Below are 14,530 nucleotides of genomic sequence, written 5' to 3' on the forward strand. Positions count from 1 at the left end.
TCAGTGTTTTTGCCATCAAAAAAAGAAGCTTCATCAGCTTCCTTTTCTTGGCTTATTTCCTTTTCTACGCTTCCACGTATTCCTTGATTGCCATTCTCTTCACTGTTGCCATCAAGTTGTTCATCTGTCCTTGGAATTTCTCTGGATTTTCTCTCATCATCTTCTCTGTCAATCCTTGTGCTTTCATCATCTTGACTTTCTCTCTCTTGATATAGTCCACTGCCTGAGTCTGAATTTCCTTCAGGTGGTTCAAAAGTGTTTTCTCCTCGTACATTTCTTGAAGTTTCTTCCAGTTCTCCATGTCCTCGCTCCCTACCAGGTAAGACAGTCTTAGAACTGCGTATGTTGGATTCGGAAATCTCTCCATAAATTCCAGATCCTTCTCCATCATGTCCAATGTTTTCTCTTCGATCTTCATCGCTATTTCCTCTGTCGCTTCCATCTGTGAAAACTCGTCCATCTCTACTTCTTGACCTATCATCTCGTCTATATAAATCATTTTGACCTCCTCTATCTTCGTTTATATTTTCTATATCTCTATTATAGTCGCCACCGGCCCTTTCTGTCAGCAGCCTAGCTCGATCCATTTCCTTAGATTTTTCTATTGTGTTATCTATAATATCTTCACTAACCCTTGATATTACAAGACCTATCTGCTCTAAAGAAATTGTATTAATCCTCGAAAAATTATTTTTTAAATTTTCCATATCCATAGGATAAACTGTATTAAACCTATTAGCTACCGCATAGGATATTGAGTCTCTCATAAACTTTTCAAAACTTAGTCTATCCTCTATATCTATTCTCAAATCAGCAAGTGCCAAATTAATGTATTCATCTCCATAAATTCGGCTCAAAGAAAATATATTTTCATTGAGTGAATCACTAGCTTCAAATGAAGAATCTCTTATTATTTCTTTTAAAGCCTCCTTATGATTTTCGTGATCAAACTGCCATAAGCTAACCTCATTAATATTCCTATCCATTGATGTGGTCTGACTAATATCGAAAATATATGAAATTCTTTGATTTACATCACTTCCAACTAAAGTTGGAATACCCTTTTGACCTCTCATAACAACTCGACCAAAATATTTTTTCCACATATCAAAAGTCGCACAAGCTCTAGCTTCAGGTTCTTTGTTATATATACTTAGTTGGCTAGAAAAATCATATTTTTGATTGTTACCTATAACCTTTAAGAGTTTTAAATACTCTTTTTCATCTTGTAACACTTCATACTTTATTGCTTCTTGTATATTCTTAAAATCATTTACTTGCATTTCCTACCTCCATTCTATGAATTTCTTTTATAATAGCCATTAAAACATCAACCACAATAGAATTGCCGGCCTGCTTATAAAGCTTGCTTGAAGTACAATTTTTTCTTCTTGGATGTGCTTCTTCTAGTTTGTTAATATCAATGTCATCAAAACCCATGAGTCTTAAACATTCTCTTTCTGTTAAATACCTATATTTACCATTTCCAATATCTATTATTCCAGAATTAGGTACTCTCATCTGTTTTGTAGAAATAGTATAAGAAAAATCTTTAATCACTTTTAGTCGCCCTCTAAAACTATTATCTATGCCTTTATTTAAAAATTTCAGCATATAAGGTTGGGTCATTGTGTAAAGTTCACTTACATCCTTTTCTAAAAATTCACTTAGTGATCTTGTTTCTTTCCTCTCCAATTTATTAAAAGAAAAGTTATTTGCTCCAAGACACGAAACAACAAATATCCTTTCTCTTTTTTGAGGTATCCCAAAGTCCATTGCATTTAAGATTTCATATTTGCTTTCATATCCAAGGTTTTCTAGCTCTTTTAGATAAATAAAAAAGGAGTCCCTCATATTTCTATCAAGGACTCCCTTTACATTTTCCCAAATTATCCATTTAGGTTTATCTTTCATTTCTTTGATTATTCTAATTGTTTCAAATAGTAAGCTTGATCTAGTGCCTGAGTTTTTCACTCCTCCCTGCTTTTTTCCAATTCTTGAAAAGTCTTGGCAAGGACTTCCATGCATTATTAAGTCTATATTCTCATTAGGTACTTTATATCCTACTACTGATTTTGGCTTATAATCTTCTCCATAAAGTTCATTATATGATTTAACACAAGCCTTATCTATTTCTACATAATCAACAACTTCATAAGGTATCTTTAAATTAATAAAAGCCTTTCTAATAGCACCTATGCCACCGAAAAGCTCTAATATTTTTACCTTATTCATTTAGATTATTCTTGTACCTATCTACAAGCCCCCTTATACTATCTTTAATTTCTTTTAAAAAGTCTTCTTTATCTACTTCGCCAGAGCTAATCTTTGCAAGTTTCATTTCCCATTCAGAAGTTGTTTCTGCCGACTTAAACTTATCCTCTACAATCGATACAAGTCTATTGCCTTTTTCTGTTACAAGTAAATTTTTCTTATCTCTTCTTATGAGATCCTTATGGATAAGATTTTCAATAATTCCTGCTCTTGTAGCTGGTGTTCCTAAGCCTTTCCTTTCTACTTCTATATCTTTATCCAGTGATTCAATCCCTGCATTCTCCATAGCCTTTAAAAGTGTATCTTCATTATAATGACTCGGAGCTTTGGTAAATTTCTCTGATATATTTTTAGAAGTTAGCTTAATTTTATCTCCAGTCTTTATATCTGGTAATTCATTTTCTTGTCTTTCCTTTCCATAAGTCTTTAGATATTTTGTATAACCTTCATCTATTACAGTCTTGCCACTTGCATTAAAGTTAAACTTGTCATATTCATATCTGATTTTTCTACTAGATTCCTTTAAGTTATCCGAACATGAAGCAAGTAATTTATCCTTAATTAGATTATAAATTTTACTTTCTTTTTCAGGTAAATCTTTAGTTTTTCCAATACCTGATATAGTAGGAATAATCGCATAGTGGTCTGTAACTTTAGAAGAATTAAAAATAGACTTAAAGTTTGATTCATTGATTTTAAAATCTTCTTCAAGTCCTTCTAATAATTCTTTCATAGTAGTAACCATATCATCGGTTAAATACCTACTATCTGTTCTTGGATATGTGATTAGCTTTTTTTCATACAAGCCTTGTGCCAGATTTAAAGTGTCATTTGCTGAATATCCAAAATATTTATTTGCTTCTCTTTGTAAGGTAGTGAGATCATAAGGCTTATCTGGTTTTGTGCTTATTTCTTTATCTTCTACCTCTGTAATAACTATTTCATCTTCTAGCAAGTTTAATAATTGTTCTGCAACTTCAATTTTATCAATTCTATCTGATACAAGTTTCAATCCTCCATAAGATAGGTCAACTGTATAATATTTTTGCTTCTTAAATAGATTTATTTCGCTATCTCTTTTAGCTATTAAATATAGAGTTGGTGTTTGTACTCTACCAACTGAATATGTTTCCTTGTAAATGCAAGAATAAAGCCTACTTAAATTCATTCCTACCAGCCAATCTGCAATAGCTCTTGCACTTGCCGATCTATATAAGTCTTCAAAGTTTTCTCCATCTTTAAGATTTCTAAAGCCATCTTCAATAGCTTTGTTTTCCATTGAAGATATCCAAAGTCTTTGAATCTTCTTCTTACATTTAGCTTGATTATATACAAGCCTAAAAATAAGTTCTCCCTCTCTTCCAGCATCACAAGCATTTATAACTGTGTCGATGTTCTTATCGTTTAAAAGTTTCTTTAAAACTCCATATTGTTTTTTAGTGCTTTTAGATACTTCATAAATATATTCTTCTGGAATTATAGGAAGAGTGTCTATTCTCCATTTCTTCCATTTTTCATCAATCTTATCTGGACTTGCCATTTGAATTAAATGACCGACACACCAAGAAACAATGTATCCACCTCCCTCATAATATCCGTTTTTTCTTGTTCTTGCTCCAATTACTTTTGCAATTGTAACTGCTACACTTGGCTTTTCTGCTATTACTAACTTCATTAATACCTCCATAAATAAAAAAAGAGCGAAAGATTTCTCTCTCGCTCAAGCTTTTAAAAATTATTATAATAGTTCATCTTCATCGTCTTCATCTAAAGATTCTTCATGACTTTCTTCATTTTCAGATTCATCTTCTGACTCACTAATATAATCCTCATCATCTTCTTCAAAGTCTTCCAACATTTTATCTTCTTTTGCTTTAACTACCTTAAAGTAATATCCTGCTCCTACAACTCCTCCAATTACAAGTGCAATAATTAGAAATGAACCTATCCCACTTTTCTTTTCTTCTTTTACTGGAACAGTCTTAGGTTCTTCTTTTTTTACTTCTTCTTTCTTAGGTTCTTCAACCTTTATATTGTTTTTATCTTCTGATTCAATCATATTAAGTAGGTCTTGCTCTCCTACTTCTGTTAATAATCTTACATTATCTTGATTTGATGAGTGATCCACTATTAGGTGCATAGTTTTTCCACTTTTAGTTTGAAATGTTAAAAATTGTCTTACATCTACTGGATTTTCTTTATCTTTTTCTGTATCTCCACTTGGTGTAATATCTTTTCCATTCCTATCGACATTTTCAATTACTGAACCTCTTGCCTTATTTTCCTGTGTTGCTAGACTATTTACTGCCTTTGTATTACCACCTTTTACAAGTGGTGTTTTCTTAGGAGGATTAGTTGAAGGCTTGGTTGCTTCACTTGTATTTCCTGGTATTCTTGGAACATCTTGATAAGGAATTTCTTCTTTTGATGGTGTAAAAACATCATCTTTCAACATTTTTTCAAATTCTTCTTTTTGTGGTTCATAGATTGATTCGTTTTGACTTTCTATTTGCCCTTCATTAGTCATTGCAAATGTAGTTGCTGGTACTGTAAATGTAAAAAGGAGTAACGCTATGGCTACTCCTCGTTTAATGCTCATATTCATTTTTCTATCCTTTCTTATTTTACATTTTTAAATACATAGACTGCTTTTCTAGCATTGTCCCATTCTATTGTTTGGTTTTTGCCATCTTTAATATCTCCATGACTTGCTCCAAAAGCTTTAGCAATATTTGAAATTGAAGCATGAATTCTTCCATTTATAATCACTGGCTTAACATCTGAATTGTAGACCTTTCCATCTGAATCTTTCATAACACCAGTATCAATATTTAGTCTTAATGTCTTTTTAGCTAGGATATTATTCTCTTTATTTGAGAAAATAGCTTCACGAGTATAGTTGTCATACTCAACATTAAAACCTAGAGTATAAGCAATATATCTTACTGGAATCATAGTTCTTCCTTGATCCACATAAGTTTTTACATCCATATAGACTGTTGTCTTACCATCTTTATTGATAATGTTATAGAAGTTTTTGTCTACTTGGAAAACTGCAAATTCTTTTTCATCTTTAGCTTGTTTTTTGTCCTGTTGTTCCTCTTGCTTTTTCATCTTGTTAAGATCAAATTGATTTAGAATGTTCTTATCATCAGCTTTCAAAAGTTCATCCCACTTCTTATCTTGAGATTTCTTATCTTCTTTCTTTTCTTTGTTTTCTTTTTGAAGTTTTAGAAGTTCATCTAATTTTTTAGATAAGTCTTGATTTAGATTTTGATCTTTTTCATCTTTAGCTTGTTTCTCAAGTTCTTCTTTTGCTTTTTTATTTGCTTCCTCGATTAACTTCTTGGCTTCTTCAATTTTCTTATCTAAATCTTCTTTTAGCTTTTTAATTTCTTCTTCAGAAGCTTTTTGTTTTTCTTCTAATCCTTTAATCTTCTCTTCTAATTCTTTTTTTGTATTTTCAGAAGATTCTTTTAAACTATCAATGTCCTTTTGAAGCTCTTCAATTTTCTTACAGCATTCTAACTTAGAATTTTCTGTCTCTTTCTTTTTAGACTCGAGGTCTTTTATCTTAGTATCTTTTTCATCAAGAGCTTTTTCCAAACCCTTAATTTTATTATCTTTATCCTCAATTTCTTTAGTCTTCTTTGCAAGTTCTCCTTCTAAAGATTCGAGCTTTTCTTGCATTTCTTTGATTTTATTTTCGTTTTTATCGGTCTTTTCTTTCTCAGCTTCTAACTCCCATTTTGTAGATGAATAATCTTCTTTTAGTTTTGCATTTTCATCTTGTAATCTTTTTAATTCATCTTTAAGCAGAGTAATTTCTGCTATTAGTTCATCATTATTGAAGTTTTTAAGATCCTCAATTTCTTTATTTAATTGAGCAATCTTATTATCTTTATCTCTAATCTCTTCTTCTAGCTTAGCTTTTTCTTGTTTTAGTTTCTCTCCATTATCTTTGCAAGATTCTAACTTTTCCTTTAATTCATCTATCTTTGATTGGTCTTCTTGTTTCTTATCATTTAAGTCTTTGATCTGATTTTCTAAGTCCTTAATATTTTTAGTTAAATCATCAATCTTATTGTCCTTTTCATCAATATCATGACCTGTTAAATCAGTTTGAGTATCAATGGAATATTTATTTGGATTGTAAATAGTCATCTTTCCTTGATACATATCATTGTTATAATCAAATTCAAGTTCTACACTATCTACATTCTTATCAAAGACAAACTCTCCATTTTCATACCTCAATCCATTAGGAATAGATTTGAATCCTTGATTTCCCTTGAAACCAAAATGATTTTCGTAAAATGGATTTTGTTTTGGTCTATATTCAACTTCTTGATTATGGAATACTCCCTTACTGTTAATATTTGGATTGCCTAAAACTTTTATAGTGTGCAATTTATTTCTTGAAAAAGCATACTGTTCAATTGTCTTCACAGACTTCGGTATAGTTATTTCTTGAAGATTATTTCTTTCAAAAGCATTATGTTCAATATTTACCAAAGTATCAGGTAAAGTCACTTCTCTAAGTCCACAATTGAAAAATGCTAAACCACCAAGATAAGTTAGACTATTTGATAGTTTTACCTCGTCTATACTTGCATCGTAAAAGGCAGCATAACCTAAATGCTTAACAGAATCAGGAATAATTACTTTATCCCAATGTTTGCCACGTCCAAATTCTCTTTTATATCTAAGTTCATCGTTCGAATGACTTAAAGAATAATTTCCATTTATAGACTTCGTTCCTTCAGGAAATACTAGAATATTTGTCTTCTCTTTCTTTTCTAAGCCTTTATCACTAAAGGCAATTATATTTCCCTCAGAGGAATACATAAAATCATCTTCCGTCCAAGTAACATCAGACTTTGCAAATGCACTTGTATGCACAGTTGATGTCAAAATTAATAAAAGAGCCATAAAAAAGGCTCTTAGTCTGTTCGTATTAAATTTCTTCATTATGAATGTTCTCCTTTTCTTTTAATTTTTCTTCTCTTTTTCTATCATTAATTTTCTCCATTAATTCTTCCAAGCTAATATTGTTCCTCCTAAGAGTTACAATTATTTCTTCATTTTCAACTTGTATTTCTTCATCGCAAATTTCCTTGTATTTTGCATTTAAATCTTTTAATTTCTCTTCTATTTTTTTCTTTTTGTTTCTAATACTTATAAGCTTCCTGTTCACATAATATCTCCCTTCTATCTAGGTCTTCCAAAACCATAAAAGTGTGATTTCCAATATTTTGAATTTATTGATGTGTATTGAATTGGATCTCCTGCGTGAATCATCATTCCGTTACCTGCGTATATTCCTACGTGAGATATTGGTGTTCCACTGTTATATGTTGAGTGGAAAAATATAATATCTCCAGGTTGAGCTTCACTTGGACTTACTGGATTACAATAGTCTTTGTATATTCTCCATGCAGTTGTTCTTGGCATTCTCTTTACACCAGACTTTGTAAATGACCAACATACAAATCCTGAGCAGTCAAAGTTAGATGGTCCACTTGCTCCAAACACATATCTTTTGCCTATATGTTTTTCTGCTTCATTAAATAAGGCTTTGGCAGTAGCTGAATCAAAAGCAAGACCAGGATTTCCAAAGTTTGGATTGTCTACAATTTCTCCTAAGTCCCCATTACCTGATCCAAAAACATCTCCCATATTCCCCTTAGCTTCAAGAAGAGCTTCATAATGAACTACATTGTCTGGATAATCTTTAAATATTTCCCTAACAACTTCATCCATTTCTTTTTTCTTTAAAGTTACAATTAACTTTTTATATTCGTACTCTTCTTTTTCATAGCTAGTATAAGGATTGCCACGACTATCATATCTAGTTCTTGCTACTGTTCTTGTTCTAATTTCAATTTCTTCTTTAAAAACAAGTTTATACATCTTATCGAAAAGTTCTTTTAAAATTCCTTTTACTTCAGACGCTGATTTTACCTCTCCACATCTTGAAGTTATATAGGATAAAAGCTCATGGGTATTATGACCAATTTCTCCTTCTTTGTTTATAATATATTCGTCATATCCAGGATGACTTGTTTTTACACTTTCGATTTGTGATTGTAGGTCATACTCCATTGATGAAAATTCTTGATTAACTTCACTTAGAACTGTATCTTGTGATAGATATGTTGTTGTCATTACTGAGTTCACTGAGTTACTCAGTCCACTCATCCCAACACTTCCGCCACCAACCATGATTGATAGCATAAGACCTAGTCCTATTACCACAAATAAAACCATCTTACTTTTTCTTACGATTAGCTCTTTAGAAGCTTTACCTAAACTTAAAATAGCTTTTTTAACTCTATCTACCAGTCTTGTTTCGTGCTTTTTAGCTATCATGCTCTTCATTTGTTTTCTCTGGTAAAACTTCTTAAATCTATTTTTCTTTATATAGGCATCTGACTTTTTTAAATCTTCTAATCCATTTTTAAACTCCAACTTGCTTTTTCTCTTTCTTATTTTTTTATCAAGTTTAGATAGCTTTTTTAAGGACTTTTTCTTTTTGTCTAGCTTATACTTCCTTATTCCATGCTGGAGTTTAGAGCTTACATTAGCGGCCTTTTCTCCAGATTCCACACCAGTATTGTCAGATCCTGAACTTAGATAATCTCTCACTAACTCTGATGACTTAGCTCCAGATAATAAAACCCCAGAAGATAGACTTCCTTTAGTTTTATTCTTTAAGATATTATCCTTTAGCTTACTTTTAGACTTTTCAAGCTCTCCAATCTTTTTATCTGAGATAAAGTCTTTAACATCTTGTGCTTTCTTAGAATATTTCGTTGTAACTTTCTTAGATTCATTTTTTAAGTCATCGATTTTCTTGCGAGTGAATTTATCACTTTCATAATTTTTTCTCTTGTAGTAAGTCTTCTTTTTATTAACTTTCTTTTGTTCTGAAGGTTTAAGGCTTGTTTCCTTTTCATCTTTTATAAATTCTTGATTATTGTCTTTAAGCTCAGAATTGTCAAAAGTCTTATCTGTATCAACTTCGCTTGGCTTATTTTCTTTATCTATCTCTTTAGAAATTTTTTCCTTATCTATAAACTTCTTTTCTTGATAAAGTTTCTGCTTTTGCATTTTATCGATATTAGTATTACTTTCATTCTTACTTACTTCATCTTTAACAAGCTTATCTTTTCTATATATTCTCTTACTTTTCTTCGCTTCAATAGGTTTATCTTCACTTGTCTGGATTCGCTTAGACTCTCTCTCGTTAATTTTGTCTTGGAATTTATCCTTACTATGGATAAGTTTATCCTCATAATTTTTAAGAACTTGTCTTTTACTTGATGCCTTCTTATTGTTTATTGGTTGAGCCTTAGCTGAAATATCATCTGTTGTTTTTTTATTAGAATTAATATTTCTACTGTTTTCACTATCAAAATTTACTTTTTTGAAGTCTACATCTAACTCTTCATCAAGTTTAAAGCTTTCATCTGTCCTTATTTCAAGATTAGCTTGTTTTATTTCTTCAGTCTTATATTTATTATCTAAAACTTCTTTTCTGATTTTTTCCTTGTTTTTAGACTTCTGAAATTCTTTTAGTTTATCTTGTTTTTGATCTTTAGCTAATACATTCTCATGAATAAGTTTAGATTCTTTTTCTGAAATTTTATCTCCAAACCTATCCTTAGTTTTAATAATCTTATTGGTATAATCATCTGAATGAACAAGTTTACTATCCATATTCTTTTCAGGAGTGTCCCTATTTCGTATAATTTTCTTTTGAAAATCTTTTTTTAGTTTTTTATCCATATCACACCTACTTAGCTTCTTCTGGTTTTGTTGTCATCAGCTTATATAGCATGGTGTCTTTAGGGAATTTATCTATAAATGGAACAATAGTATTTCCGAAGAATAATAGTCCCTCACCTGCATTTGAGTTAGTAATATAGTTTAACTGATAAGGCGATATTTTTAATTTCTTAGCAAGAATATCTCTATCTCCAGATGCTTGATTTAACATTAGAACAAAGTCTGTATTATCAAAGATATTTTCAATTTCCTGACTTGTTAAAAGGTCTTTTACGTTTTGAGTTATACCTGTTGGAATACCTCCCCATTTTCTAAATCTTTTCCAGATTTCTACTGAATATGAAGCAGTTTGTGGGTCTTTTAATAAAAGGTGGAACTCATCTATATAGTATCTTGTAGACTTGCTTCCTCTATTTAGGGAAACCTTGTTCCAAACCTGGTCTTGAATTACAAGCATACCTATTTTTTTAAGTTGTGTTCCTAGCTCTTTTATATCAAAGCAAAGCAATTGCCTATTTAGATCAACATTTGACCTATTATTAAAGACATTAAGACTTCCCTTAACATAAATTTCCATTTCTGTTGCTAGTTTTCTACCAACTCCCTCTTCTTGAGATAGGAGCATATCGTATAAATCTCCTAATATTGGCATATTTTCTGGCTTAGGGTCTTCAAAATACTTTTGGTATATCTTTGGCAAGCACCTATCTATAACAGATTTTTCTGCAGCAGTAAGACCAGATCCTCCAACTACAAGTTCAAGCATAGACATTATGAAGTTTGCCTTATCTTTTAAAGGTGCGTCCCCATCTCCATAGTTCATATTAATATCTAATGGATTAAGGTAGTCCTTTGACTTTGCTGAAACTTTAATAACTTCTCCATTAAATTGTTTTACAAGGTTTGAATACTCTCCTTCAGGATCACAAATAATTACATCATCATCTGTGACAAGAATTGCATTTGCCATCTCTCTCTTTGCCGAGAAAGATTTACCAGAACCTGGTGTTCCTAATATTAGTCCGTTAGGGTTCTTGAGTTTCTTCCTATCTGCCATAATCAAGTTTTGGCTAAGGGCATTTAATCCATAGTACAAAGAATTTGCCGAATCAATAAATAGCTCTTCTGTTGTAAAAGGCATAAATACTGCCGTTGATGATGAAGTTAAAAATCTTTTTATCTCGACTTGATTAAGTCCTAGAGGTAAGACAGAAACGAGTCCTTGCTCTTGTTGATGAGATAATCTTTTTACCTGACAATTATGTCTGTTAGCAATTGATGAAATTTGAGCAATTGTATTTTCTAATTTTTGATTAGTTCTAGCAAAATTCATCATTACAATGGTAACTACAAAGAGCCTTTCATCTCTATTTTGTAGGTCAGATAACATGGACTTAACATCAGCTCCAAAAGTATTTATATCTGAAGGAATAATATCCATATCATATCCAGCACGAACTGCTTTCTTTTGTTCTTCAATTTTCATTCTATCCAGGTCTGTGTTTTTTCTCTTAATGAGTTTAATGGCTTCTGCTTGTTCAACTACATCTATATGAAAAGCTACATAAATATTATCATCAATATCTAAAAACTCAGATAACATTCTGTCTGATAACTCGCTTGCTAGTATTTGAAAATGGCTTACTGCTCCAATATATTTACCAAATTTAAAATTATTTGCTGGTGCAAAGTTAAAGATATTGGGAGTTATATGTGACTTTGTAGACTCTTTCTTCTTCAAATCTTTATATGAAAAATCAAAGTTTTTGTCTGGATTTAACATATCGTGAACAAGTCTTAGTCTTTCTTCGCCATCAAGACTCTCTGCTCTTACTCCCATAGATTTAAAGTTAGATAAAATATCTACTTCAAGTCTATTTAACTTTGCTCTTGCTTGCTCTAGGTTATCGGCTTCTGTGGTAAAGGTTATATACTTCATCTTTTTAAGTCCGTTATTCCCCTTTGCAAGTTGAAGCTTTAACATCTCCCTAAACTCTTTTCTTACATCGTCATAGAAGTCTCCCTTATCAGCAATTTTAATTGCATCTTGTAGGTCTTTATTTCTTCCTAATTGATTTACATATGAAAGTTCAATGTGGACACTTGGATCAAAAGAATTTAAAAAGTTGGCAAATTGGTTAAAGATTAAATCTCTATCTTCTTCCAATGCCAACTGGTAATTTATATCTTGAAATGAAATTGTCTTTGAATAATTTTTTTCATCTAACTGGCAAATGCCCTCTGGTAACATTCTTATATAGGGAATAGTATCCTCAACTGTAAATCTCTTTTTCTCTTTCTTTAAAAGTACACTTAGAAGACTATTTGTTGGATCTTTCTTTGCTTTTAGCCTTCTTACTTCCTTGCGGTCTTTTTTTAATTGTTTTTCCCTTAGATTTAAGTCGCTGATTTGCTTTTTTCTTTGCTTCAAGGTATGCCTCCTTTCTTATTCTCTTAGTTGGTTGATAAAACTTATGAAGATAGAAAAATTTAAAATACTTTTCAAAAGTTAAGGTGTCTTTTTCATATAAGGTTATAAAAAAGATTGGCAGGGTTACTATTAGCATTACAATAATTGAAACATCATTAGGTAGATATTTCTTCATAAATAAATAGGTTGGTATGCCAATTAGTCCTGCCACAGAAAAACCTATAAGTTGTCTTTTGGTTAAGTTAAAGGCAACCTTTGTTTTAATCTTGTCCAAATCTTTTGGTATTGGTACATACGCCATTTTAATCTCCCTCTACTTCTTCTTTAGAAAGTTCAAGTATATGGTCATAATTAGATGTTGTTTCCTCTTCTAAGTAGCTAATTCTTTCTTCTAATTCTTCTTGTTTTTCTTCATTTCTGTCATTATATTCTCCTTGATACATAACAAATTCATTGTGACATCTTCCGAGTCTATTTATTTTTTTCTTTAAGTTTCCAATCTCTTCATTTCATTTTTTCTCTTTTAAGATTTCATAAGTTCCTCCCAATAAAATTCCAAGTCCCAATAAAGCACAATTTTTCTTTTTTAACATTTATTCCTCCTAGTGCGTATTCATAATACTTTTTGCAACTGTTCCACTCTTAAACATCATAAGTCCAAGTAGTAGAGCATATCCTAATATACTAAACAAGCTTGCGTGAATATCTGTAATCTGTACCGTTCTTATTAAAACGGTGTAGATACCTAAACATACCATCAAAAACAAACCTTGTAGTCCCAAGGCAAAAAGTCCCTTGATATAATTTGTTCCAATCTGACCCCATTCTTTATTTCCCATAGTCGCAAATGGTATAGATGATACTGATGAGTAGACATATATTTCAAACATACGCCCATATACTATTAAGGTAATAGTTAAAGATATACATTGAATTGCAATCCTCACTAGGCTTGTTTCAACTAATATCATTAAAAGCTCACCTATTTCTTTTTCTTTTAATGTATCAACCATTGCAACTATTTGATCTCCTGAAACAGTGGCAGAAGTAGTGATTACCCCTGCCGCTTTGTTTACAAGATTTTGTGCCACATCAAAGACTGCCATTGAAAATTCAAAGGCATGGCTTGCAAGGTAGACTGCTATAAACATCTTTATAATGTATTTAAAAAACTCAAAAGTATCTGTATCGTGCATATTATTCTTTTGCATAACCATATTTATGAGTTCAATACATAAAACTGCTGTTATAATAAGACCTGCTATTGGAACAATCACATTATCATTAATGTTTTTTATGAAGTTATATACTTCTCCATTCCAACCCATTGGCGTCTTCCCAACATCAGTTGCAATAATTCCTACCTTGTCATTTATATCTAAGAACATTGACTCAAGATTTGCTTTGATACCTCCGAGTAGCATATCCTTAAAAAATTCAGTTAGCTTGTCAAAGATACCAAACATAGACTTTCTCCTAATTTAAAGCATTTGCAAGTAGTGGAATTAATTTAATACCGATTAGTACAATTCCTCCACCAGCCATAAGCTGCTTAATACCTTGAGATTTAGCACCAGGGTTATCATTACCATAACCTTCCATTAAGTTAATAACTCCCCATGCTCCTAAACCTGCACCAATTGCAGTTACAAGTGTCTTTAAAACTCCAACTCCAGCTGTAAAAAATTCCATATTATTCCTCCTCGTTTTCTTTCTTATTTTCTATTTTATTTAATGATTTAACTATAAAATTCTTGTAGACCTTATCTCCTTTTTTGTTTTCTTTGAAATATCCAAAGACATGGATAAGATCTCCTTTTTCAAATTCTTTTACAATTTCTACCTTTTCTCCATATACTGAGCAATTTGTATATTCTTTGCCCTTTCCATATTTTTTAACAAGAGCAAAATTTGCTACTTGAACATTTTCTCCATCTTTTTCAAATTCTGAAAATTCAGCTTCCTTAACTAAATTTGCATTAATATTTATCATTTCTATATCCATTAATTTCTTCTCCTTAATTTATAAATTTC

At 31.2% G+C, this 14,530-nt stretch carries 11 protein-coding genes and 1 pseudogene; all 12 read right to left on the reverse strand.

The features are described from left to right. Positions 1-1,269: 1,269 nt before the first annotated feature. The 12 genes and pseudogenes from BN2087_RS07895 to BN2087_RS07950 all read right to left on the reverse strand — a co-directional run bounded on the left by BN2087_RS07895 (position 1,270) and on the right by BN2087_RS07950 (position 14,501). On the reverse strand, positions 1,270-2,235 hold the full coding sequence (locus BN2087_RS07895) for a DNA cytosine methyltransferase (RefSeq protein WP_036757767.1): 966 nt from the start codon (positions 2,233-2,235) through the stop codon (positions 1,270-1,272). Further along, entirely contained in the window at positions 2,228-3,949 is a 1,722-nt protein-coding gene (locus tag BN2087_RS07900; protein ID WP_036757769.1) for a DNA topoisomerase 3, read from the reverse strand. Before BN2087_RS07900 ends, BN2087_RS07895 begins: the two co-directional genes overlap by 8 nt. A gap of 63 nt (positions 3,950-4,012) precedes the next feature. Next, positions 4,013-4,879 (reverse strand): CD1107 family mobile element protein, encoded by an 867-nt coding sequence (locus BN2087_RS07905; RefSeq protein ID WP_049691244.1) that lies wholly within the window; start codon positions 4,877-4,879, stop codon positions 4,013-4,015. A gap of 14 nt (positions 4,880-4,893) precedes the next feature. Beyond that, complete coding sequence (locus tag BN2087_RS07910) at positions 4,894-7,245, reverse strand: leucine-rich repeat protein (protein ID WP_049691245.1); 2,352 nt, start codon at positions 7,243-7,245, stop codon at positions 4,894-4,896. Then, positions 7,232-7,471 carry a hypothetical protein gene (locus tag BN2087_RS07915; RefSeq protein WP_001080402.1) on the reverse strand — a complete coding sequence of 80 codons (240 nt, stop codon included), beginning with the start codon at positions 7,469-7,471 and terminating at the stop codon, positions 7,232-7,234. Before BN2087_RS07915 ends, BN2087_RS07910 begins: the two co-directional genes overlap by 14 nt. Before the next feature lie 14 nt (positions 7,472-7,485). Beyond that, complete coding sequence (locus tag BN2087_RS07920; RefSeq protein ID WP_049691246.1) at positions 7,486-10,065, reverse strand: CD1108 family mobile element protein; 2,580 nt, start codon at positions 10,063-10,065, stop codon at positions 7,486-7,488. Between the two features lie 7 nt (positions 10,066-10,072). Next, a complete protein-coding gene (locus BN2087_RS07925) occupies positions 10,073-12,496 on the reverse strand; it encodes a VirB4-like conjugal transfer ATPase, CD1110 family (RefSeq protein ID WP_032459503.1) in 2,424 nt (807 codons plus the stop codon). Beyond that, complete coding sequence (locus BN2087_RS07930) at positions 12,387-12,797, reverse strand: PrgI family protein (protein WP_035112644.1); 411 nt, start codon at positions 12,795-12,797, stop codon at positions 12,387-12,389. The genes BN2087_RS07925 and BN2087_RS07930 overlap by 110 nt, the downstream gene beginning before the upstream one ends. A 1-nt stretch (position 12,798) precedes the next feature. Beyond that, a pseudogene (locus BN2087_RS07935) lies at positions 12,799-13,089 on the reverse strand (hypothetical protein). Positions 13,090-13,098: 9 nt separating this feature from the next. Then, positions 13,099-13,962, reverse strand: coding sequence for a VirB6/TrbL-like conjugal transfer protein, CD1112 family (locus tag BN2087_RS07940; RefSeq protein ID WP_049691247.1), 864 nt, complete (start codon positions 13,960-13,962; stop codon positions 13,099-13,101). Positions 13,963-13,972: 10 nt separating this feature from the next. After that, positions 13,973-14,188, reverse strand: coding sequence for a Maff2 family mobile element protein (locus tag BN2087_RS07945; RefSeq protein ID WP_000394204.1), 216 nt, complete (start codon positions 14,186-14,188; stop codon positions 13,973-13,975). Between the two features lies 1 nt (position 14,189). Next, positions 14,190-14,501 carry a single-stranded DNA-binding protein gene (locus BN2087_RS07950; RefSeq protein WP_049691248.1) on the reverse strand — a complete coding sequence of 104 codons (312 nt, stop codon included), beginning with the start codon at positions 14,499-14,501 and terminating at the stop codon, positions 14,190-14,192. Between the last annotated feature and the right edge of the window lie 29 nt (positions 14,502-14,530).

The organism is Anaerococcus jeddahensis, from assembly GCF_001182725.1.
Lineage (GTDB): Bacteria > Bacillota > Clostridia > Tissierellales > Peptoniphilaceae > Anaerococcus > Anaerococcus jeddahensis.

Bases quoted from the DNA above. Each gene is read 5' to 3' on its own strand.
- BN2087_RS07895 (WP_036757767.1), bottom strand. From the start codon at position 2,235: ATGAATAAGGTAAAAATATTAGAGCTTTTCGGTGGCATAGGTGCTATT.
- BN2087_RS07900 (WP_036757769.1), bottom strand. From the start codon at position 3,949: ATGAAGTTAGTAATAGCAGAAAAGCCAAGTGTAGCAGTTACAATTGCA.
- BN2087_RS07905 (WP_049691244.1), bottom strand. From the start codon at position 4,879: ATGAATATGAGCATTAAACGAGGAGTAGCCATAGCGTTACTCCTTTTT.
- BN2087_RS07910 (WP_049691245.1), bottom strand. From the start codon at position 7,245: ATGAAGAAATTTAATACGAACAGACTAAGAGCCTTTTTTATGGCTCTT.
- BN2087_RS07920 (WP_049691246.1), bottom strand. From the start codon at position 10,065: ATGGATAAAAAACTAAAAAAAGATTTTCAAAAGAAAATTATACGAAAT.
- BN2087_RS07930 (WP_035112644.1), bottom strand. From the start codon at position 12,797: ATGGCGTATGTACCAATACCAAAAGATTTGGACAAGATTAAAACAAAG.
- BN2087_RS07940 (WP_049691247.1), bottom strand. From the start codon at position 13,962: ATGTTTGGTATCTTTGACAAGCTAACTGAATTTTTTAAGGATATGCTA.
- BN2087_RS07945 (WP_000394204.1), bottom strand. From the start codon at position 14,188: ATGGAATTTTTTACAGCTGGAGTTGGAGTTTTAAAGACACTTGTAACT.
- BN2087_RS07950 (WP_049691248.1), bottom strand. From the start codon at position 14,501: ATGGATATAGAAATGATAAATATTAATGCAAATTTAGTTAAGGAAGCT.